This window comes from Pseudomonas sp. GW456-L12, assembly GCF_059424045.1.
Genome location: NZ_JBWKZA010000013.1, coordinates 39,925 through 61,589, shown reverse-complemented (window position 1 = coordinate 61,589; position 21,665 = coordinate 39,925). Strand labels below are relative to the sequence as shown.

24 protein-coding genes are annotated in these 21,665 nt (G+C 63.6%); 13 read left to right on the top strand and 11 right to left on the bottom strand.

Annotated features, from left to right (window positions below):
- Window positions 1–156: 156 nt before the first annotated feature.
- The 8 genes from eat (at window position 157) to AC07Y9_RS17715 (ending at window position 8,142) form a co-directional block, all read left to right on the top strand.
- Entirely contained in the window at window positions 157–1,527 is a 1,371-nt protein-coding gene (eat, locus tag AC07Y9_RS17750; RefSeq protein ID WP_087091881.1) for an ethanolamine permease, read from the top strand.
- A 104-nt stretch (window positions 1,528–1,631) separates the two neighbouring features.
- Window positions 1,632–3,026, top strand: a complete 1,395-nt coding sequence (locus AC07Y9_RS17745) for an ethanolamine ammonia-lyase subunit EutB (protein WP_102679457.1) — start codon at window positions 1,632–1,634, stop codon at window positions 3,024–3,026.
- A 10-nt stretch (window positions 3,027–3,036) separates the two neighbouring features.
- The gene (gene eutC, locus AC07Y9_RS17740) at window positions 3,037–3,861 is read left to right on the top strand and encodes an ethanolamine ammonia-lyase subunit EutC (RefSeq protein ID WP_102679456.1); all 825 of its coding nucleotides are present in this window, start codon (window positions 3,037–3,039) and stop codon (window positions 3,859–3,861) included.
- A 107-nt stretch (window positions 3,862–3,968) separates the two neighbouring features.
- Entirely contained in the window at window positions 3,969–4,427 is a 459-nt protein-coding gene (locus AC07Y9_RS17735; protein WP_009045805.1) for a GNAT family N-acetyltransferase, read from the top strand.
- A 253-nt stretch (window positions 4,428–4,680) separates the two neighbouring features.
- Window positions 4,681–5,337 carry a DedA family protein gene (locus AC07Y9_RS17730; RefSeq protein WP_102679455.1) on the top strand — a complete coding sequence of 219 codons (657 nt, stop codon included), beginning with the start codon at window positions 4,681–4,683 and terminating at the stop codon, window positions 5,335–5,337.
- Between the two features lie 5 nt (window positions 5,338–5,342).
- Window positions 5,343–6,152, top strand: a complete 810-nt coding sequence (locus AC07Y9_RS17725) for a M90 family metallopeptidase (RefSeq protein WP_102679454.1) — start codon at window positions 5,343–5,345, stop codon at window positions 6,150–6,152.
- 264 nt (window positions 6,153–6,416) lie between these two features.
- Window positions 6,417–6,944 carry an inorganic diphosphatase gene (ppa, locus tag AC07Y9_RS17720; RefSeq protein ID WP_003228599.1) on the top strand — a complete coding sequence of 176 codons (528 nt, stop codon included), beginning with the start codon at window positions 6,417–6,419 and terminating at the stop codon, window positions 6,942–6,944.
- 811 nt (window positions 6,945–7,755) lie between these two features.
- Window positions 7,756–8,142, top strand: a complete 387-nt coding sequence (locus AC07Y9_RS17715; RefSeq protein ID WP_102679453.1) for a DUF6124 family protein — start codon at window positions 7,756–7,758, stop codon at window positions 8,140–8,142.
- 113 nt (window positions 8,143–8,255) lie between these two features.
- Here the strand turns inward: AC07Y9_RS17715 and AC07Y9_RS17710 are convergent, their stop codons facing one another.
- A complete protein-coding gene (locus AC07Y9_RS17710; protein ID WP_007924096.1) occupies window positions 8,256–8,549 on the bottom strand; it encodes an addiction module antidote protein in 294 nt (97 codons plus the stop codon).
- Window positions 8,546–8,845: a type II toxin-antitoxin system RelE/ParE family toxin gene (locus AC07Y9_RS17705; RefSeq protein ID WP_102679452.1), complete on the bottom strand. Its 300-nt coding sequence runs from the start codon at window positions 8,843–8,845 to the stop codon at window positions 8,546–8,548. Before AC07Y9_RS17705 ends, AC07Y9_RS17710 begins: the two co-directional genes overlap by 4 nt.
- Window positions 8,846–9,016: 171 nt before the next feature.
- Here AC07Y9_RS17705 and AC07Y9_RS17700 point away from each other — a divergent pair, with 171 nt between their 5' ends.
- Window positions 9,017–9,466, top strand: coding sequence for a DUF3828 domain-containing protein (locus AC07Y9_RS17700; RefSeq protein WP_007924098.1), 450 nt, complete (start codon window positions 9,017–9,019; stop codon window positions 9,464–9,466).
- 24 nt (window positions 9,467–9,490) lie between these two features.
- On the opposite strand, the gene AC07Y9_RS17695 is transcribed toward AC07Y9_RS17700, so the two are convergent.
- From AC07Y9_RS17695 to nirK, 3 genes are all read right to left on the bottom strand, one after another.
- Window positions 9,491–10,495: a zinc-dependent alcohol dehydrogenase family protein gene (locus tag AC07Y9_RS17695; RefSeq protein ID WP_102679451.1), complete on the bottom strand. Its 1,005-nt coding sequence runs from the start codon at window positions 10,493–10,495 to the stop codon at window positions 9,491–9,493.
- Between the two features lie 63 nt (window positions 10,496–10,558).
- Entirely contained in the window at window positions 10,559–10,858 is a 300-nt protein-coding gene (locus tag AC07Y9_RS17690; RefSeq protein ID WP_007924100.1) for an ArsR/SmtB family transcription factor, read from the bottom strand.
- Window positions 10,859–10,924: 66 nt separating this feature from the next.
- Complete coding sequence (nirK, locus tag AC07Y9_RS17685) at window positions 10,925–12,013, bottom strand: copper-containing nitrite reductase (RefSeq protein WP_102679450.1); 1,089 nt, start codon at window positions 12,011–12,013, stop codon at window positions 10,925–10,927.
- A gap of 226 nt (window positions 12,014–12,239) precedes the next feature.
- Here nirK and AC07Y9_RS17680 point away from each other — a divergent pair, with 226 nt between their 5' ends.
- From AC07Y9_RS17680 to AC07Y9_RS17665, 4 genes are all read left to right on the top strand, one after another.
- Window positions 12,240–12,482 (top strand): exodeoxyribonuclease VII small subunit, encoded by a 243-nt coding sequence (locus AC07Y9_RS17680; RefSeq protein ID WP_007924102.1) that lies wholly within the window; start codon window positions 12,240–12,242, stop codon window positions 12,480–12,482.
- Entirely contained in the window at window positions 12,479–13,366 is an 888-nt protein-coding gene (gene ispA, locus AC07Y9_RS17675) for a (2E,6E)-farnesyl diphosphate synthase (RefSeq protein ID WP_102679449.1), read from the top strand. The genes AC07Y9_RS17680 and ispA overlap by 4 nt, the downstream gene beginning before the upstream one ends.
- 111 nt (window positions 13,367–13,477) lie before the next feature.
- Window positions 13,478–15,376 carry a 1-deoxy-D-xylulose-5-phosphate synthase gene (dxs, locus tag AC07Y9_RS17670; RefSeq protein WP_007924104.1) on the top strand — a complete coding sequence of 633 codons (1,899 nt, stop codon included), beginning with the start codon at window positions 13,478–13,480 and terminating at the stop codon, window positions 15,374–15,376.
- 101 nt (window positions 15,377–15,477) lie between these two features.
- A complete protein-coding gene (locus AC07Y9_RS17665; protein ID WP_102679448.1) occupies window positions 15,478–17,367 on the top strand; it encodes a TonB-dependent receptor domain-containing protein in 1,890 nt (629 codons plus the stop codon).
- Between the two features lie 106 nt (window positions 17,368–17,473).
- On the opposite strand, the gene AC07Y9_RS17660 is transcribed toward AC07Y9_RS17665, so the two are convergent.
- The 6 genes from AC07Y9_RS17660 to thiL form a co-directional block, all read right to left on the bottom strand.
- Window positions 17,474–18,268 (bottom strand): cobalamin-binding protein, encoded by a 795-nt coding sequence (locus tag AC07Y9_RS17660; protein ID WP_102679447.1) that lies wholly within the window; start codon window positions 18,266–18,268, stop codon window positions 17,474–17,476.
- Window positions 18,268–18,687 (bottom strand): hypothetical protein, encoded by a 420-nt coding sequence (locus AC07Y9_RS17655; protein ID WP_009045819.1) that lies wholly within the window; start codon window positions 18,685–18,687, stop codon window positions 18,268–18,270. Before AC07Y9_RS17655 ends, AC07Y9_RS17660 begins: the two co-directional genes overlap by 1 nt.
- On the bottom strand, window positions 18,684–19,301 hold the full coding sequence (gene ribA, locus AC07Y9_RS17650; RefSeq protein ID WP_007924108.1) for a GTP cyclohydrolase II: 618 nt from the start codon (window positions 19,299–19,301) through the stop codon (window positions 18,684–18,686). The genes AC07Y9_RS17655 and ribA overlap by 4 nt, the downstream gene beginning before the upstream one ends.
- 112 nt (window positions 19,302–19,413) lie before the next feature.
- Complete coding sequence (locus tag AC07Y9_RS17645) at window positions 19,414–20,172, bottom strand: substrate-binding periplasmic protein (RefSeq protein WP_007924110.1); 759 nt, start codon at window positions 20,170–20,172, stop codon at window positions 19,414–19,416.
- A gap of 10 nt (window positions 20,173–20,182) precedes the next feature.
- Complete coding sequence (locus AC07Y9_RS17640) at window positions 20,183–20,686, bottom strand: phosphatidylglycerophosphatase A family protein (RefSeq protein ID WP_053262819.1); 504 nt, start codon at window positions 20,684–20,686, stop codon at window positions 20,183–20,185.
- Window positions 20,683–21,648 carry a thiamine-phosphate kinase gene (gene thiL, locus AC07Y9_RS17635; protein ID WP_102679446.1) on the bottom strand — a complete coding sequence of 322 codons (966 nt, stop codon included), beginning with the start codon at window positions 21,646–21,648 and terminating at the stop codon, window positions 20,683–20,685. Before thiL ends, AC07Y9_RS17640 begins: the two co-directional genes overlap by 4 nt.
- Between the last annotated feature and the right edge of the window lie 17 nt (window positions 21,649–21,665).

Here is a 21,665-nt window from a genome sequence, read left to right as displayed (position 1 = left end):
CCCCAATGACCTGACACACACGGCCTGGCCGCTCTGGCACGGGCCTTGCGTACCTGTCGTTCAGTATCCGCCGCTGCGTGAACAGCTTCCATCCACCTCAAACGCTGCACCTGAAAGTCCAACAGATCGAACAATAAAAAGAGACAGAGAGGACTTATGACTTCTACCACACAGCTCAAACCCACACTCGGCACCCTGCACCTGTGGGGCATTGCCGTCGGCCTGGTGATTTCCGGCGAATACTTCGGCTGGAGTTACGGCTGGGGCACCGCCGGCACCCTGGGCTTCCTGGTCACGGCCCTGATGGTCGCGACCATGTACACCTGTTTCATCTTCAGTTTCACCGAACTGACCACCGCAATCCCCCATGCGGGCGGGCCGTTCGCCTACAGCCGCCGAGCCTTCGGCGAGAAAGGCGGATTGATCGCCGGCATCGCCACCCTGATCGAGTTCGTGTTCGCCCCGCCCGCCATCGCCATGGCCATCGGCGCCTACCTCAACGTGCAATATCCGGGGCTCGACCCGAAAATCGCGGCGGTCGGCGCGTACTTTGTGTTCATGACCCTGAACATCCTCGGTGTCAGCATCGCCGCGACCTTCGAACTGGTGGTCACCGTACTGGCGGTGGCCGAACTGCTGGTATTCATGGGCGTGGTCGCACCGGGCTTCAGTTTCAGCAATTTCGTGCTCAACGGCTGGTCGGGCGCCAACGAGTTCACCCTGGGCTCTATTCCGGGGATCTTCGCCGCTATCCCGTTTGCGATCTGGTTCTTCCTCGCCATCGAAGGCGCGGCCATGGCCGCCGAGGAAGCCAAGGACCCGAAACGCACGATTCCCCGGGCCTATGTCAGCGGCATCCTGACCCTGGTGTTCCTCGCCATCGGCGTGATGGTGATGGCCGGCGGCGTCGGCGACTGGCGCACCCTATCGAACATCAACGACCCGCTGCCCCAGGCGATGAAAGCCGTGGTCGGCAACAACTCGACCTGGATGCACATGCTGGTGTGGATCGGCCTGTTCGGCCTAGTGGCAAGCTTCCACGGGATCATCCTTGGCTACTCGCGGCAGTTCTTCGCCCTCGCTCGCGCCGGCTACCTGCCCAAAGGGCTGGCCAAGCTGTCGCGCTTCCAAACCCCGCACCGGGCCATCATCGCCGGCGGCGTGATCGGCATCGCAGCGATCTACAGCGACGGCCTGGTCAACCTGCAAGGCATGACCCTGACGGCGGCGATGATCACCATGTCGGTATTCGGCGCGATTGTGATGTACATCATCAGTATGCTCAGCCTGTTCAAACTGCGCAGGACCGAACCGAATCTGGAGCGCACCTTCCGCGCGCCGGGTTATCCGGTGGTGCCGGCCATCGCGCTGTTCCTGGCGCTGGTGTGCCTGGTGGCGATGGCCTGGTTCAACACCCTGATCGGCTGTGTGTTCCTCGGTTTCATGGCCGCCGGTTACCTGTACTTCCAGCTGACCGCCAAGCAACGTTCCGAAGCACCGGCGGACGCTATGCTCGAAGGAGTGTGAGTTGCACCGGCACCGGGCCCAGTGCCTGGTGCCTGCCTTATAGAAGTGCAAGCCCGCCCCCCACACGAAAGCAGAATGAAATCTTGATTGGAGGATCTCGCACCATGGCTGCATTTGCCCACACCATCGGCGCCCAGACCTACCGCTTCGACAGCCTCAAGGAGGTCATGGCCAAGGCCAGCCCGGCGCGTTCCGGGGACTTCCTGGCCGGCGTCGCCGCCCTCAACGACGGCGAGCGGGTCGCCGCGCAAATGACCCTGGCGGATATTCCGCTCAAGCACTTCCTCGAAGAGGCGCTGATCCCCTACGAAACCGATGAAGTCACCCGGTTGATCATCGACACCCACGACAAGGTCGCCTTCGCCACCGTCAGCCACCTCACGGTCGGCGGCTTTCGCGACTGGCTGCTCAGCGACGCCGCCGACGAACAGAGCCTGCGTGCCCTGGCACCCGGGCTGACCCCGGAAATGGCCGCCGCTGCATCGAAGATCATGCGCGTCCAGGACCTGGTGCTGGTGGCGCAGAAGATCCGCGTGGTCACCCGATTCCGTGGCACCCTGGGCCTGCGCGGGCGCCTGTCGACCCGCCTGCAGCCCAACCACCCGACCGACGAACCGGCGGGCATCGCCGCGAGCATTCTCGACGGCCTGCTCTACGGCAACGGCGACGCCATGATCGGCATCAACCCGGCCACCGACAGCATCGCCTCGATCTGCGCCCTGCTGGAAATGCTCGACGCCATCATCCAGCGTTATGAAATCCCCACCCAGGCCTGCGTGCTGACCCACGTCACCACCTCCATCGAGGCGATCAACCGTGGCGTGCCGCTGGACCTGGTGTTCCAGTCGATCGCCGGCACCGAGGCGGCCAACGCCAGTTTCGGCATCAACCTCAATGTGTTGCAGGAAGGCTACGAGGCCGGCCTGAGCCTCAAGCGCGGCACCCTGGGGCAGAACCTGATGTATTTCGAGACAGGCCAGGGCAGCGCGCTGTCGGCCAACGCCCACTTCGGCGTCGACCAGCAGACCTGCGAAACCCGCGCCTATGCCGTGGCCCGGCACTTCAAGCCGTTCCTGGTGAACACCGTGGTCGGCTTCATCGGCCCGGAGTACCTGTACAACGGCAAGCAGATCATCCGCGCCGGTCTGGAAGACCATTTCTGCGGCAAGCTGCTGGGCGTACCCATGGGTTGCGACATCTGCTACACCAACCACGCCGAAGCCGACCAGGACGACATGGACACCCTGCTGACCCTGCTGGGCGTGGCCGGGATCAACTTCATCATGGGCATCCCCGGCTCCGACGACATCATGCTCAACTACCAGACCACCTCCTTTCACGACGCGCTCTACGCCCGCCAGACCCTGGGCCTGAAACCGGCGCCAGAGTTCGAGCAGTGGCTGGCGAAAACCGGCATCTTCACCCAGCCCGACGGCAAGGTGCAGTTCGGCCACAACCTGCCGCCGGCCTTCCGCCAGGCGCTGGCACAGCTTCAGTAAGGACAGGCCCATGGACAAACATCCGACCGACAGCCAGAACCCCTGGCTGGATCTGCGCCGCCTGACCCCGGCGCGTATCGCCCTGGGCCGCACCGGCACCAGCCTGCCCACCGGCGCCCAGCTGGACTTCCAGTTCGCCCACGCCCAGGCCCGCGATGCGGTGCACCTGCCCTTCGACCATGCCGGGTTGAGCAGCCAACTGGCCGAACGCGGTCGCGACAGCCTGCTGCTGCACAGCGCCGCCAGCGATCGCCACAGCTACCTGCAACGCCCGGACCTGGGGCGTAAGCTCAGTGACGAGTCGGCCCAGGCCCTGCGCGATCATGCATCCGCCAACCCGGGCGGGGTGGATCTGGCGGTGGTCGTGGCGGACGGTTTGTCGGCGCTGGCGGTGCATCGCCATACCCTGCCGTTTCTCGCCCGTTTTGAAGAACAGACCGCGGCCGAAGGCTGGTCGCTGTCGCCGGTAATCCTGGTGGAGCAGGGCCGGGTGGCGGTGGCCGACGAAATCGGCGAGCTGCTCGGGGCGAAAATGACCGTGATCCTGATCGGCGAACGCCCGGGCCTCAGCTCACCGGACAGCCTGGGGCTATATTTCACCTACAACCCGAAGGTCGGGCTCACCGATGCCTATCGCAACTGCATTTCCAACGTGCGCCTGGAGGGCCTGAGCTACGGCATGGCGGCCCACCGCTTGCTGTACCTGATGCGCGAGGCCTGCAGGCGGCAGCTTTCGGGGGTCAACCTGAAAGACGAGGCCCAGGTGAACACGCTGGACAGCGACTCGCCCGACACCACCAAGGGCAATTTCCTGCTGGGGCCTGCAAAGCCATGACTTTTCGAGACGATTGCGCTTTTTCCAGGCTTTAGGCAGCATCGAAACACGGCTGCCCGAGTAATGAACCGTTTGCCGTCGTATCCATTCGAAGTTGAGGACAACTCATGCGGATTACTCAAGCGACCCTCGAACACCTGGATCTGTTGACCCCCCTGTTCGTCAAATACCGCGAGTTCTATGGCGCCCTGCCTTTTCCGGACTCGTCCCGGGCCTTCCTGGAAAAGCGCCTGCGCCGCAAGGAATCGGTGATCTACCTGGCCCTGCCCGACGATGACGACAAGAAACTCCTCGGTTTCTGTCAGCTCTACCCCAGCTTTTCCTCCCTGTCCCTGAAGCGCGTGTGGATCCTCAACGACATCTACGTCGCCGAAGACGCTCGCCGACAACTGGTGGCTGACAACCTGATCCGCACCGCGAAGAAAATGGCCAAGGACACCCAGGCCGTGCGCATGCGTGTTTCCACCAGCAGTGACAACGAAGTGGCGCAGAAAACCTATGAATCCATCGGTTTTCGCGAAGATACCCAGTTCAAGAACTACATATTGCCGATCAGCGACGACTAAGCCCCCTCTGCAACCGCCCGATCACAACCTTCGACAGTGCCTGGGAAGACGCTGCCGAAGGCCACGATCTTTCGCTTCTGGCCAGCCAGCGCCGTCAAGACATCCCTCGCTACAAACTCAACGCCAATTTCACCTATCAGGTCTTATAATGCCGACCTTTTCGGGGCGTAAGATGAATCTGCGCCAGCTGTAAGTTTTTTGCCCCAGTCATCGCACAGGCCCGCAGAGCCGGGCTGTCACCACAGGTGCCCCAATGGATTTCAACCCGATCGACCTCATCCTCCATCTCGACGTTTACCTCGACATGTTGGTGACCAACTACGGGCCATGGATCTACGCCATCCTGTTCCTGGTGATTTTCTGCGAGACCGGCCTGGTGGTGACGCCGTTCCTGCCTGGCGACTCCCTGCTGTTCATCGCCGGCGCGGTCGCCGCCGGTGGCGCCATGGACCCGGTGCTGCTCGGCGGCCTGCTGATGCTGGCGGCGATCCTCGGCGACAGCACCAACTACATCATCGGGCGAACGGTGGGAGAACAACTGTTCAGCAACCCGAACTCGAAGATCTTCCGCCGCGACTACCTGCAAAAGACCCACGACTTCTACGACCGGCACGGCGGCAAAACCGTGACCCTGGCGCGTTTCCTGCCGATCATCCGTACCTTCGCACCCTTCGTCGCCGGCGTGGCCAAGATGCCGTACCCGCGCTTCTTCGCCTTCAGCGTGGCCGGCACCATCCTGTGGGTCGGCGGCCTGGTGACCCTGGGCTACTTCTTCGGCAACGTGCCATTCATCAAGAAAAACCTGTCGCTGCTGGTGGTGGGCATCATCCTGCTGTCGCTGGTGCCGATGATCATCGGCGTGGTGCGCAGCCGCCTGGGCCGCTCGGCGGCAAAGGCTGAAAGCCACTGATCGCTATGTGGCCCCTCAGTGCCTGGCGCCGCCGGCGTCGGCTGGCCAAGCACCCGGTTGCCGATGAAATGTGGCAACGGGTGCGCCAGCACCTGCCCTTTCTCGACGGCCTGAGCGATGCCGAGGATCAATGGTTGCGGGAAACCAGCGTCCTGTTTCTCGACGACAAGCACCTGAGCGCCCTGCCCGGGGTCGAGCTGCACCAGTTCGAACGCCTGCTGCTGGCCGCCCAGGCCCAGTTGCCGCTATTGCACCTGGGGGATTTGAACTGGTACCAGGGCTTCCACGAAATCGTCCTCTACCCCGACGACTTCCTCAGCCCCCAGCGCCATCGCGATGCCAGTGGCGTCGAACATGAATGGGACGGCGAACACAGCGGCGAAGCCTGGCAACAGGGCCCGATCATCCTGGCCTGGCCCGGCGTGCTCGCCAGCGGCGGCTGGGAAGCCTACAACCTGGTGATCCACGAGCTGGCGCACAAGCTGGACATGCTCAACGGCGACGCCAACGGCCTGCCGCCGCTGCACAGCGACATGCGCATCAGCGACTGGGCGCAGGTGATGCAGGCGGCCTATGACGACCTCAACCGCCAGCTCGACCACGACCCGGACGCCGAAACCGCCATCGACCCTTACGCCGCGGAAAACCCCGCGGAATTCTTCGCCGTCACCAGCGAATACTTCTTCAGCGCCCCGGATCTGCTGCACGAGGCCTATCCGAAGGTCTACCAGCAACTGCAGCTGTTTTACCGGCAGAATCCCCTGGCCCGGCTCCAGCAATTGCAGGCCAGCGACCCGCACTACCAGCAACACTGAGGCGTCCTGCCGGAACGCGCCCGCTGGCGAAATAATCGCTGATCCTGACGGGTGTCTCTGAACTAAACAGACTGCGGCGACTCTTCTTTTCGCAAGCAATCGAGCGTCGACCGACGGCTCCTGCACAGGGTTCGCGGCGTTTGGCCCAAGGCGTCCATACGTCCTTCGGTACGTGGCATAGCCCTTGGAATATGCCTATAATCGCCGCCACTTTTTGGTCAATCCGGCCAAGACATTTTGGTCAACTAACGGGGGCATCGCCCAATGAGCTACAGCAAGATTCCGGCTGGCAAAGACCTGCCGAACGACATCTACGTCGCAATCGAGATTCCGGCCAACCACGCGCCGATCAAATACGAAATCGACAAAGACAGCGATTGCCTGTTCGTTGACCGTTTCATGGCCACCCCGATGTTCTACCCGGCCAACTACGGCTACATCCCGAACACCCTGGCCGACGACGGCGACCCCCTCGACGTGCTGGTCGTGACCCCTTACCCAGTGGCTCCAGGCTCGGTGATCCGCGCCCGTCCGGTCGGCATCCTGAACATGACCGACGACGGCGGCGGCGATGCCAAAGTCATCGCTGTTCCACACGACAAGCTGTCCCAGCTGTATGTCGACGTGAAGGAATACACCGACCTGCCGCCGCTGCTGATTCAGCAGATCGAGCACTTCTTCGCGAACTACAAAGATCTCGAAAAAGGCAAATGGGTGAAGATCGAAGGCTGGGACGGCGCCGACGCCGCCCGCGCCGCGATCACGAAGTCGGTTGCCGCCTACAAAGGCTAAGCAGCTGCAAGTTTCCAGCGCCAAGCTTCAAGAAAAAGCCCTGCTGACCCGGGGCTTTTTTATGCCTGTCGAATGCCCTCCCCGCAGGAGCGAGGCTTGCCCGCGATAACAGCCCCCCAGAACAACACGCCATCTCCCGCCAATCACACCCTCCGATACAAAACGCCCCTGCTTTTTGCCCTCGTCACAGGCTCCGGCTAACGCTTTGCACTGGGAATTCTCTTCGAATATCAGTATGCTGCGCCCCACCTTTGCGCATCGACCTGTTCAACCGGTCAGATCCGCCCGACGCGGCAGATGATTTTCTCGCCAAGTCCCACAGCCAGCCGCAAGAGCTGGGTGTACGTTTTGCAGGCTGGTGCGGTTTACCAAAAATGAACCAAGCCAGTCCCCGAGAAGCCGGCCACAAGCCGGCTTTTTAATGCCTGGAAAACCCTGTTCAATGCGTAACCCGATGGGACCGGACAGGTCATCGGCCCCCGTTTCTGCCCCGGCAAAAGTAAGGTTCTTCGCTTTCTATTGAGCGACTTTTCCTAGAAACTCCCACCCGCTTGCGCCTGTGAAACCTGCTGTCTAGGCTCGGCCTGTCACTGCTTATTCAGTGATCGGGTTTAGCAGCCCACAGTACTAGGCGCAAAGTGCCCCCTCAGCGAGGCGCTTCTTTTTGGCCAACGTTTTATGGTGGCCGTGCACAGGGCACCTTCGGGTGCGCCGGGTTTCCTAGTACACCGGTCTGCTAACCTGCAAACGGCCGCCACCCTACGTTTAGCAGCGACGGTGAAGGCTCCTGATCTGTACTAGGAGTTACACCATGAAAAAGCTTGTTCCCGATCCGCCCCTGCCCGGGCAATTCAGAACCCCCGAACACGATCTCGCCACCCAGCGCATCCGCCTGGCCCTGGCCGCGAACACCGCTGAAACCTCAATCCTCGGCAACCTGAAAGCCACCGTCCCGACAGCCGTGGGCCGTGACGCCCTGTTCAGCGTCCGCCCCGGCGTCAGCGCCGAAGAAGCCTTGGTGCATGTGTCTCTGCTACTGGATTGCGCAGTACAGGTCAGCGACGAGATCAGCGAACGCGCCAGCGGTGTGGAGCGCGGGCTGATTTGGTCGATGATCCACTCGGTGGAGATGGCCAATGCCGTAGTGAGCGCGTTGCTCGACGCCAACCGGCCGGCCGAGGCTGGCGCGGGGCGTTAAAAATCGGCGAACACTGGAACGGGGCGAAGCTCATTCGCCCCGTGCGCCATGAATTCCCTCCAGGCGTGTTAGGCAGGACCGCCCACCCCGACATCGGCTACTCGGCCCGGCCATCAAGACGCCCCATGCACCCGCGCCGTCATGTCCAGCCCCAGTGCACGCATCACCGCCAGCAGGGTCTTCAGGGTCGGGTTGCCCTTGTCGCTGAATGAGCGGTACAGCTGCTCGCGGGACAGCCCGGTTTCATGGGCCAGTTCGGTCATGCCCTTGGCCCGCGCCACCACGCCCAGGGCTTTGGCGATGTAGCCGGCATCGCCGGTCTCGAAGGCGTCCGCCATGAACAGGGCAATGGCCTGCGGGTCGCGCAGGGCCGTGGCGGGGTCATAGTCGAAAAGCGGTTCGTTCATGATCGGCTCCAACGACGGGCCAGGTGTTTGGCCAGTTCGATATCGCGGCTCTGGCGACTCTTGTCGCCGCCGCACAATAGGATGACGAGTTGCAAGCCGCGCTGCTGGAAGTAAACCCGGTAGCCCGGCCCGTAATGGATGCGCAGCTCACTGACGCCTTCGCCCACCGGTGACACGTCCCCGGCAAGACCGTTGGCCAGGCGAAAAATCCGCGCAGCAATCAACGCCCTGGCTCTGGAATCCTTGAGCCTGTTTTCCCACTCCATAAAGGTCGCGGTCTGTTTGATCTCGATCATCCCGCGACTGTAGTTTCAAGACTACAGCATTTGAAAGCGTATTTGTATTGCAAAGCGCTGCCAACGCACAGGCCGATAGCGATCCGGGCCACAGCGTGTTGAAATCGAGCACTCGGTCATAAACCTGATGTCTCAACGGCTCAATGTCTTAACTCCTGTAAGGACGTCCCCATGAGAAAGCTGTTCCCCCTGCTGCTCCTCGCCGCGGCTTTCCATCAACCTCTCGCGCTCGCCGACTGCGCCAGCTCGCCCAAGCCGGTGGCCGAGGCCTTCTACAACTGGTACCTGCAAAGTTTCAGCAACGAAAAAGACCCGATCACCGATGACCTGCCGCACCTGCAGCAGTACGTCACGCAAACGCTGATCGAACGGATCAAGAAGCAGATGAGCAGCCCCGAGGGCCTGGAAGAGGACTACTTCCTCAAGACCCAGGACTACATGGATGAGTGGCTGACCCAGATCAAGGTCAGCGAACCGCAGGTGCAAGGCACCTCGGCGCGTGAGTCGGTGACCCTGGGCAATACGCCGGACACCACGCAGATCGTCGACCTGCTGCTGGTCAAGGACAAAGGCTGCTGGAAGATCAACGAGGTGCTGGCCACCACGGATCAGAGTGAGTGATCCGCGGCGGCCGGCCAGGCAGGATCAGATATCGAGAATGATCTTGCCGAAGTGCTGGTTGCTTTCCTGGTAGCGGAAGGCATCGACCATCGCGTCCAGGGCGAAGTGCTTGTCGAGGATCGGATGCATGCCGTTGGCGTCGATCGCGCGGACCATGTCCTGCTGCTGCCGGCGGCTGCCCACCAGCACGCCTTGCAGACGCAGTTGCTTGACCAGCGCGGTGACGATCGGGAACTCACCGGCAACCCCGGTCAGGATGCCGATCACCGAGATATGGCCACCGACCCGCGCGGCGATCATCGACTGCTCCAGGGTGGAGGGGCCGCCCACTTCGATCACATGGTCGACGCCACGGCCGGCGGTGAGCTTCTGTACGGTCTCGCCCCAGGTCGGGTCCTGGCGGTAGTTGATCAGGTGATCGGCGCCGAGGGCTTTCAAGCGTTCCAGCTTGGCATCGCTGGACGAAGTGGCGATCACGGTAGCGCCGAGCATCTTGGCGAATTGCAGGGCGAAGATCGACACACCGCCGGTGCCTTGCACCAGCACGGTATCGCCGGCAGTTACGCGGCCGTCGTCCACCAGCGCGCGCCAGGCGGTAAGGCCGGCGGTGGTAAGGGTCGCCGCTTCGGCGTGGCTCCAGCCCTTGGGCGCACGGGTGAAGGCGGTGGCGCGGGCGGTAACGACTTCCCGGGCGTAACCATCCAGGCCATCGCCCGGCACCGTGGCGAAACCTATGACATTCGGCCGGCCGTCCAGCCATTCGGGGAAGAAGGTGCTGACCACCGAGTCGCCAACGGCGAATTCACTGACACCCTCGCCCACCGCTATCACTTCACCGGCGCCATCGGCCATCGGGATGCGCGACTCAGTCGGGCCCCACATGCCGCTGACCACCGCGAAATCGTGGTAGTTGAGGGAGCTGGCGCGCAGGCGCACGGTGATTTCGCCCGCTTGTGGCGCCGCGGCCGGAGCCTCGCCGACCACTACTTTGTCGTAGCCACCACCGGGTTGTACGTAGATTGCTTTCATGAACAGATCCTCCTGGGTTGCCTTTTCATTTCGAAAAATAACGAAATGTTCAAGTAAAAAAACTCAGAGTTCGCGCTTCAGTTGCTCGGCAAAAGCAGCAATGGCCGCTTCGTTACGGCGAAAGTAAGTCCATTTGCCGATACGCGTGGCCTCGACCAGCCCGGCCTGCTGCAGGATCGCCAGATGGCTGGACGTGCTGGACGCCGAAAGCGCGGCCTTGTGCTGCAGGTGAGTCATGCAGATGCCGATTTCTTTCGGCGCGTCATGCCCCTGGGGCGGGAAGTTGCCTTCCGGGTCCTTCAGCCATTCGAGCATCTGCATACGAATGTCGCTGGCCAGGGCTTTGATTTGGTCGATGAGCATGGCGAGGATATTACGGACTTTTACGAAATGTTCAAGATCCGAGCAATATCCCCGCCCGTCCACCTATCACTTGCTCTCGACGATCGGCCCCGGCGCTTTCACCTGGGTCATTAGGTCATCGTCCCACTGCCCTTCCACCTTGATCTGGGCCAGGGCCCCCAGTTCCATGGCCTCGATCAGGTTGTGGCTGAGGTACACGTAGGTACCCGGCTGCTTGAAGGTGTACAGCGCCGCGACCGCGGAGCCGCCGGGGATAAACCAGGTTTCCATGTTGCGTTGCGGCGGGTTGGCGAATTTGCCGGTGGTCCAGACCCAGTCGCCATGGCCGCCAATCAGGTGTGGACGGCTGTCGCGGTTGGCCTGGGAATGGATGAACAGCACGCTTTCACCGACCTTGGAGGTCAGCGCGTTGGCACCGGTCAGGGCGCCGACACGGCCGTTGAACACCACGTGGCTCGGAGTCAGGGTGCGCATGACCGCACGGGTGTCCTGGTAGCTGGACGCCAGGTCCGGGTAGTCCTTGTAGCGGCCGTTCTTGTCCTTGGGGATATACAGGTCGGATTCGCCTATGGTGTAGACGCGGTCGTAATGCAGGGGCTTGCCCTGAGGATCGCGCAGACCGTCACGGGGCAGCACCATCAGTGCGCCGTTCATGCCCGACACCACATGCCACGGCACCATGCCTTGCGGCGCGCAATGGTAGACAAAGGTACCGCTGCGATCAGCCTTGAAGCGCAGCACCACTTCCTGCCCCGGCACCACCTGGGTCAGGCCCGCTCCGCCCAGGGCGCCGGTGGCCGCATGAAAGTCGACGTTATGGGGCATGCTGTTGGTCGCGGGATTGACCAGCGTCAGCTCCACATAGTCACCCTCATGCACCACCAGCGTCGGGCCAGGCATGGACCCGTTGAAGGTCATGGCCTGGAGCGTGGTGCCCTGGTCGTCGATGACCATTTTTTTCTCTTCGATACTCATGCGGAACTGCACCACCTTGGGCGGCCCGTTGACCACTTGCTCATGAGGATGAACCAGCGGCGGTGCGACCAGCTCGACCTGCACCCGCTGCAAACCCTCTGCCCCACCGGCCAGGACCAGGCTGCTGGCACAACTGCCAAGCAGCACACAGGCCCCCAATACACTTCGAAAAACACTCATTGCAGCTTCTCCTTGCCAATCAACGATGGGGCATTGCAAGGCAAGTGCGCGCAACTTTCCTTGTCGTAAAGCAAGAAATGGCGACAGAAGGTCGACCCGCGCAACCGGCCCCTGACCCAGGGCAGAAAATCGCCCTGCCGATCCGTTCGGCAACCCCCTCTCATTTGCCCCAAAACCCCATGTCTGCTAGTGTCGCGCCGGTTTAACGTCAACCGGGATAGCCGCCATGGCCCGCAAAAAAGCTGCCTTAGATTTCGAACAATCCCTCGCCGACCTGCAAACGCTGGTCGAGCGTCTGGAGAACGGCGAGCTGTCGCTGGAAGACTCGTTGACCGCCTTCGAGCAAGGCATCGGCCTGACCCGCGATTGCCAGGCGGCGCTGGCCCAGGCCGAGCAGAAGGTGCAGATCCTGCTGGAGCGCGATGGCGAGCTGGCCGAAGAACCCTTCGACGCGGAACAGCCAGAATGATCGCGGCCTATCAGGCCAGCAGCCAGGCCCGGGTCAATGCTGCACTGGAAACCCTGTTCCACGCGCCAAGCCCGGAGCTGGCCCGTCTTTACCAGGCCATGCGCTACAGCGTGATGAACGGCGGCAAGCGCGTGCGCCCGCTGCTGGCCTACGCCGCCTGCGAAGCCCTCGGTGCCCGGCCGGAGCAGGCCAACGGCGCGGCCTGCGCGGTGGAGCTGATCCACGCCTATTCCCTGGTGCACGACGATCTGCCAGCCATGGACGACGACGACCTGCGTCGCGGCCAGCCAACTACCCACAAAGCCTTCGATGAAGCCTGCGCGATTCTCGCCGGCGACGGTTTGCAGAGCCTGGCCTTCAGCGCCCTGCTCGACCCGCGCCTGAGCGATTCGAGCGCCGAGATCCGACTGCGGATGGTCAGCGCCCTGGCGGTGGCCGCGGGCCCGGCGGGCATGGTCGGCGGCCAGGCCATCGACCTCGGTTCGGTGGGCCTCAAGCTCGACCAGAAAGCCCTGGAGTACATGCACCGGCACAAGACCGGCGCGCTGATCGAGGCCAGCGTCAAGCTCGGCGCCCTGGCCAGCGGCCGGGCCGAAAAAGACGAGCTCAAGTCCCTGCAGACCTATGCCCAGGCCATCGGCCTGGCGTTCCAGGTGCAGGACGATATTCTCGACGTGGAAAGCGATACCGCGACCCTCGGAAAACGCCAGGGTGCCGACATCGCCCGGGACAAACCGACCTACCCGGCCCTGCTCGGCCTGGAAGCGGCCAAGGTTTATGCCCTGGAGCTGCGCGATCAGGCCCTGCACGCACTGCGACCCTTTGACGCGGCCGCCGAACCCCTGCGGGAACTGGCGCGTTATATCGTCGAACGACGCAGTTGATCGACCCCGGCGCGGCAGACCGCATATCGGCCAAGTTCCGCGCTCTGCGTGGGCAGCTTGCGATGCATAAGGTAAACTGCCGCCTCTTTTATACCTATAACGATTCGCCTGATGCCCACGACGTTTCATGAGATTCCCCGCAAGCGCCCGACCACGCCCCTGCTCGACCGTGCCAACACGCCGGACGGCCTGCGCCGGTTAGGCGAAGCCGAGCTGGAAACCCTGGCCGATGAGTTGCGCCTGGAATTGCTCTATACGGTCGGCCAGACCGGTGGGCATTTCGGTGCCGGCCTGGGCGTCATCGAGCTGACCATCGCGCTGCATTACGTCTTCGATACGCCGGACGACCGTCTGGTGTGGGACGTGGGTCATCAGGCTTATCCGCACAAGATCCTCACCGGTCGTCGCGAGCGCATGGCCAGCCTGCGCCAGAAGGACGGCCTGGCCGCCTTCCCGCGGCGTTCCGAGAGCGAGTACGACACCTTTGGCGTCGGCCACTCCAGCACCTCGATCAGCGCAGCGCTGGGCATGGCCATTGCCGCCCGCCTGCAGAACAGCGAGCGCAAGGCCATCGCGGTGATCGGCGACGGCGCCCTGACCGCGGGTATGGCCTTCGAGGCGCTGAACCACGCGCCGGAAGTGGACGCCAACATGCTGGTGATCCTCAACGACAACGACATGTCGATCTCGCGCAACGTCGGCGGCCTGTCCAATTACCTGGCCAAGATTCTTTCCAGCCGCACCTACGCCAGCATGCGCGAAGGCAGCAAGAAGGTGCTGTCGCGCCTGCCCGGCGCCTGGGAAATCGCCCGCCGCACCGAAGAATACGCAAAAGGCATGCTGGTTCCCGGCACCCTGTTCGAAGAGCTGGGCTGGAACTACATCGGCCCGATCGACGGCCACGACCTGCCGACCCTGATCGCCACCCTGCGCAACATGCGCGACCTCAAGGGTCCGCAGTTCCTGCACGTGGTGACCAAAAAGGGCAAAGGTTTCGCCCCAGCGGAAGTCGACCCGATCGGCTACCACGCCATCACCAAGCTCGACCCTCTGGACAGCCCCGCCGCCGCGCCGAAAAAAGCCGGCGGGCCGAAGTACTCCGGTGTGTTCGGCGAATGGCTGTGCGACATGGCCGCCGCTGACCCGCGCCTGGTGGGCATTACCCCGGCGATGAAGGAAGGCTCGGACCTGGTGGCCTTCAGCGAGCGCTTCCCGCTGCGCTATTTCGACGTGGCGATTGCCGAGCAGCACGCCGTGACCCTGGCGGCCGGCATGGCCTGCGAAGGCGCCAAGCCGGTGGTGGCGATCTATTCGACCTTCCTGCAGCGCGGCTACGACCAGCTGGTGCATGACGTAGCGGTGCAGAACCTCGACGTGCTGTTCGCCATCGACCGTGCCGGCCTGGTGGGCGAAGACGGCCCGACCCACGCCGGCAGCTTCGACCTGTCGTTCCTGCGCTGCATCCCCGGCATGCTGGTGATGACCCCGAGCGACGAGAACGAGCTGCGCAAGATGCTCAGCACCGGCCACCTGTACAACGGCCCGGCCGCCGTGCGTTATCCACGCGGTACCGGCCCGAACGCCACCATCGAAAAGGACCTGCAACCGATCGAGATCGGCAAGGGCGTGGTCCGTCGCCAGGGCAGCAAGGTCGCCCTGCTGGTATTCGGCGTGCAACTGGCCGAGGCGCTGAAAGTCGCCGACAAGCTGGATGCCACTGTGGTCGACATGCGTTTCGTCAAGCCGCTGGATGAAGCCCTGGTGTGCGAGATCGCCGCCAGCCACGAACTGCTGGTGACTATCGAAGAGAACGCCATCATGGGCGGCGCCGGTGGCGCGGTCGGCGAGTTCCTGGCGCGCGAAGCGATCCTCAAGCCGATCCTGCACCTGGGCCTGCCGGACCTCTACGTCGAACACGCCAAGCCGGCGCAGATGCTGGCCGAATGCGGCCTGGACGAAGCCGGTATCGAAGCCGCCGTACGGGCACGCCTGCAACGGCTCGGCCTGTAACCTGTAGCCGCTGCCGAAGGCTGCGATCGCCCCCGAAAGGGGGCGTTGCTTTTGAGGTCGCACGGTTTTTCCTTGCATGCTCCATTCGCTATAGATTGCCGATGAAACCCTCGCACCTCACCCTAACCCTTTGCCTGCTGCCCACCGGCCAACTGCTGGCCGACAATCTCGACCGCGAACAGGCCCTCAAGCTGCCCGACACGCTGATCAGCGCCAACCGCCAGGTAGAGGCCCGCAACGACAGCAGCGCCGCCAACACCGTGTTCACCCGCGACGACATCGACCGCCTGCAACCCTCCAGCGTCACCGACCTGCTGCAACGGGTGCCTGGCGTGCAAGTGGCGCAGAGTGGCGGCCGGGGCAGCCTGCCGGGGATCTATATCCGCGGCACTTCGTCGGCGCAGACCCTGGTGCTGGTGGACGGCCAGCGCATCGGCAGTTCGAGCTCCGGCGACAGCAATCTGCAGCATCTGAATATCCAGCAGATCGAGCGGGTGGAAGTACTGCGCGGTTCACGCTCGGTGATCTACGGCAGCGACGCCATCGGCGGGGTGATCCAGATCTTCACCCGGCGCAGCGCCGAGCAGGGCCTGCAACCCCGCCTGCACCTGGGAGTGGGTAGCCACCAGAGCTGGGAGCGCAGCATCGGCCTGTCCGGCGGCGACCAGCAGACCCGCTTCAGCCTGGGTGCCAGCCTCGACGACACGGCCGGGAGCAATCGCACCCATGAGTCCTATGCCAGCGATCGCGACAATGACGCCTACCGCAACCAGTCCCTCAGCCTGAGCCTGAGCCACGCCTTCAACGACGACTGGGAAGCCGGTCTGAACCTGCTGGATAACCGCGGTAAAAGCGAGTTCGACAACCCCTTCGGGCGTTCGTATTTCAATGGCAGCGCCTTCGAGAGCCTCCCCCAGAAGCCCTACAGCGAATTCGCGGTCAGCAGCTTCAGCAGCTATGTCGACGGGCGTATCAACGACGTCTGGAAGTCGCGCCTGGAACTGGGCCACAGCGAAAACCGCGAGAAGACCTTCGACAAGCTCAGCGACGAACGCACGGTGTTCAACACCTACCGCGACTCGGTCAACTGGCAGAACGACCTGACCCTCGACGAACGCAACAGCCTGATCGTCGGCGGCGACTGGTACCAAGACCGGGTCAACAGCAGCACCGCCTTCGCCGAGGACAGCCGCTGGAACCGCGCGGCCTTTGTCCAGCACCACTTCAAGGCCGACAGTTTCTCCACCGAACTGGGCCTGCGTCGCGACCAGAACCAGCAGTTCGGCGGCCAGAACAGCTGGAGCGGCACCCTCACCCTGCCGCTGAACGCCGACAACGATGTCCTGCTGACCTATAGCGAAGGCTTCCGCGCCCCGACCTTCAACGATCTGTATTACCCCGACTTCAGCAACCCCGACCTCAAGCCCGAGACCTCGAAAAGCTACGAGTTGCAATGGCGCAGCCAGTTGAGCGAGAGCACTCGCCTGGAGACCTCGCTGTACCGCACCGACCTGGAAGACGCGATTATCTTCGGCAGCAATTCGCGCCCACAGAACGTCGCCTCGGCACGTATCAACGGCTTCGAGGCGACGCTGCAGCAGGAGTTGTTCGGCTGGCAGAGCAATCTGGGGCTGGCGATCATCGATCCCCGCGACCGCGACACCGGCCACACCCTGGCCCGTCGTGCCCGGCGCACCTTGAGCCTGGACCTGGATCGGCAGTTCGACCGCCTGGGCCTCGGCGCCAGCTGGCAGGCGGTGAGCAGCAGCTATGACGACCTGGCCAACCAGCAACGCCTCGGCGGCTATGCCCTGCTGGGCTTGCGCAGCAGCTGGGCGCTGAATCGCGAAGTCCGGCTGGAACTGAAGGTCGACAATCTGCTCGACAAGTCCTACAGCCGGGTGCTGTACAGCCATGACGGCGCGCAGTACGGGTATCGGGAGCAAGGCCGGGCCTGGATGTTCGGGGTGACCTGGACGCCGGAGCTTTAGTCAGGTCGGGCCTGTAAGAACGCTATCGCGGGCAAGCCTCGCTCCTACACAGGGATTGCACATTTTTCTGTAGGAGCGAGGCTTGCCCGCGATGCGCTAGCCGCAGCTACTCAGAATCAAGCAACTCACAGAGCTTGGCCGTCGCGGCGATCATCTGCCCGCTCGGCCGCTCCAGGCCTTTATCGCTGATCAGCAACAACCTGCCTTGCGCCACCGCCTTCAGTTGCGGCCAGGCTTTCCAGACGTCAAGTTGCGCCTGGGTGCTGGCCAGGATCACTTCAGGGTTGCGCTGCAATACTGCCTCGACGCTGACCTGGGGCGCCGGCAGCGGCAGGTCGGCAAACACATTGCGCGCGCCGCACACACTCAAGGCATCACTGATGATTTGCCCGCCGCCCACGGTGTACAACGGCTGGTCCCAGACCTGATAGAACACCGCCAGGGGCGTGCTGCGGGCATAGCGCTGACGCAGGCCGGCCAGTTTCTGCCGCAACTCGCTGGCACGCTCCAGGCCGCGTTGTGGGCGCCCTAGCCGGGCGGCGATGGTTGCAATTTGAGTGGTGAGCTGGTCGAGGCTGTGGGGTTCGGCCACCAGGGTCGGGATGCCCAGGCGGCTGAGCTGTTCGCGCTGGGCCGGGCCGACGCTGCCGGGCCAGAGCAGGAGCAGATCCGGCCTGAGGCTGAGCAGCCGCTCCATGTCCAGCTGGCCATAACGGCCCACCGACGGCAGGTTGTGCAATTGAGGGGGGCGCTCGCCGGCGTCGAGCACACCGACCAGCAGGTCGACGGAATCCAGTTCGACGACGATTTCCGATAGCGAAGGCGCAAGGCTGACCACGCGCTCCACGGCCAGCGCCGGGCCTGCGAGGGCCAGCAGCAGGACTGCCAGCCAGCGGCGCATCAACCGAGCTGACGCGGGATGCGGTAGAGGTAGAACAGCACCGCGGTGGACAGCGCCAGGAGGATCAGCGGCACCGCTTCCAGGCCTACGAATACCGCCAGGGCACCGACCCAGGCCGGCAGGGCCGCGGCCAGAAACGCCGCGCGACGGCGGGCCGCCAACTCGATCCAGGCCGCTGGCTCTTCAGGGGTATCGAGGGCTTTATGGGTGGCGATCAAGGCCCGTTTGTAGCCGCCGAAAAAACGCAGGCTGACAAACATCGAGGCCACTCCAGCGATGAAAAACGGCATCGCCAGAATCGGCAGCAGCGGCTCGCCCTGGCCAAACACCAGGTTGATCACAAACAACGGCAGCAGCGCCAGCGCCAGGTATTGCCACCAACTGACGGCCAGGCGCCGCCGGACCTGACCGCGGGTCACGCCCGGTCTACCTCGCCCTGGTGCTCGTTGCCCATCATGTGGTCGAGCTTGCTGGCCTTGGTGGCCAGGTAGAGTTTGTTGTGCGGGTTGTGGCCGGTATGCAGCGGCACGCGCTCGGCAACGACTATGCCCATCTCGGTCAGGGCCTTGACCTTGCGCGGGTTGTTGGTCATCAGCCGCAGGGATTTCACCCCCAGGTGCTCGAGCATCGGCAGGCACATGGCGTAGTCACGCTGGTCGGCGGCAAAGCCCAGGCGTTCGTTGGCTTCCACGGTGTCGGCGCCGCCATCCTGCAACTCATAGGCGCGGATCTTGTTGAGCAGGCCGATGCCGCGGCCTTCCTGACGCAGGTACAGGAGCACGCCACGGCCTTCGCGGGCGATCGCCTGCAGGGCGGCTTCCAGTTGCGAACCGCAGTCGCAGCGCTGGCTGAACAGGGCATCGCCGGTCAGGCATTCGGAGTGCAACCGGCCGAGCACCGGAGCGCCATCGGCAATATCACCCAGGCTGAGCACGACGTGCTCGCGGCCGGTGGCTTCATCGAGAAAACCGTGCATGGTGAATTGCGCAAAAGGGGTAGGCAGCTTGGAAGCGGCAACAAAAACGACGGGCACCGTTGTGCTCCTGATCTGTATGGGACTGGAGATTCGCAGAGGCGGCATTGTAACAGCAGCTTCCGACAGACGCTTAGGCTGAATTATCGGACATAAAGATCGAGAAGTTAGATCAACGGTCTTCAGGCGGACGCCCGGTATCGAACGGATAGGGCTGCTGCCAGCGCTGGAAAATCGGGCGCAAACGGCCATTTTTCACCAACTCGGCCATCCGCCGATCGAACAGGGCGCACAGCACCCGCCCACGTTCATTGTTGGCAAACCCCAGGAACAGTGGCAGCTCGGCCAAATGGCTGCGCCGGAACTGCGAGCGGTCCCCGGCCTGGGACAGGACAACATCGACCTCGGTCAGGGCATCGATATAGAAGTCGGCGCGGCCTTGCTGGAGCATCGGCAGGATACCGACACGCCGGCGGATTTCATTGAAACGCTGAATATTGGGCAAGTAGTCCTGGTAGCGATAGCCGCGTACCCAGACCAGGCGATAGTTGCCGAGCGTGGCCAGGGTCGGCGGCGGGTTCGTCGCCAGGCCCAGGCTGTAGATATGGTCGGTGTCGTAATTCCAGCGCGGATACAGGGCGCCATCGGTTTCGTCCCGATAGGAGCCGACCAGGGCGTCGACTTCACGCCGCTGCACCAGCCCGACCGAGCGGGTGTACGGCACGCTGCGCATGTCGAGCTTCACGCCCTGGGTCTCGAAGACCTCGCGCAGGATATCCCAGGCCATGCCCTGGCCATCGGCCTGGGTGTAGCTGTCCCACTCCTCGCTGGCCACCCGGATTTCGCCGGGAAGCGCCGCCGGCTCGGCGGCCCGGACCAGGCTGGCGGTCAAGACACAGAGCGTTACCAGCAGAACGCGAGCGGCCGGCATGGCTGATTCCTCAGGTAAAACACCACACCAGCCCCTGCATCGCCAACCAGGCGAAGACACCGGCCAGCACGTCGTCGAGCATGATCCCGATACCGCCGTGCACATGCCGGTCGATCCAGCGAATCGGCCAGGGCTTGAGAATGTCGAAGAAGCGGAACATCAGGAAACCCGCCAGCAACCACTGCCAGCCTTCCGGCACCAGCCACAGGGTGATCCACATGCCGACCATTTCGTCCCAGACAATGCCTTCGTGGTCATGCACCCGCAGGTCGTCGGCCACCTTGCCGCACAGCCAGAAGCCGAACAGCATGGTGATGCCGAGCATCAGCCAGTAACCCCAGTCCGGCAGCATCTGCCACAGCGGGATGAACGGTAGCGCCACCAGCGAGCCCCAGGTACCCGGAGCCTTGGGCAAGGTGCCCGAACCGAAGCCGAAGGCCAGAAAATGCCAGGGATTACGCCAGACGGAGGGCGGCACGAACTCTGCCGGAACCTGTTTGGGATGATCTGTCACGGTGTCTCCCGAAAATGTTGATAGCCCCGAGTGCTCGGGGTGATGTCCCGCCCCTCGGCATCCAGCAGCACCACGCCCTGCCCGGCCACAACCCGGCCCAGCACATGCACCGGCCAGCCGGCGGCGAGCAGCGGCGCCAGCTCGGCTTCGGGCAAGGTGAAGACCAGCACGTAATCGTCACCGCCGCTGAGTGCCGCCGAGCGGGCGCCATTCTCACCGAGAAAGCTCAACAACGCCCGGGACATCGGCAGTTTTTCACTTTCGATCAGCAAGCCGACAGCTGAAGCGGCAGCAATGTGCCCGCAGTCGGCCAGCAGGCCATCGGAGATATCCATGGCCGCGGTAGCCTTGCCGCGCAGCGCCTGGCCCAGGGCCAGTTGCGGTTGCGGCGACCAGTAATGGGCCAGCAAAGGCTCGGCGACCGCCGGCTCGGCGCTGCGTTGTCCGAGCACCAGGGGCAAGGCACCGGCGCCATTGCCCAGCTCGCCGCCGACACACAGCAGGTCGCCCGGACGGGCACCGCTGCGGGTCAGGGCCTGGCCGGCGGGCACGCGACCGAACACGGTCATGGTCAGGGTCAACGGGCCGCGGGTGGTATCGCCGCCTACCAGGCGCACGCCGCAGCTCTGCGCCATGGTGCTCAGGCCGTTGGCATAGGCTTGCAGCCAATCGGCGTCAACCGTCGGCAGAGTCAGGGCAAGGGTGAAGGCGACAGGCGCGGCGCCCATGGCCGCCAGGTCGCTGACCGCCACCGCCAGCGAGCGCTGGCCGAGCAGGAAAGGGTCGCAGGGATCTGCGAAATGCACACCGGCCACCAGGGTGTCGGTGGAAATCGCCAACTGTTCGCCAGGGGGAACAGCCAGCAAGGCGCAGTCGTCGCCAATCCCCAGTGCAACGCCCTCGCCGCCCTGCGCACAAGGCGCGGCAGCGAAGAAGTTACGGATCAGCTCAAACTCGCCCATGGCAGCTGCAAGCGCGG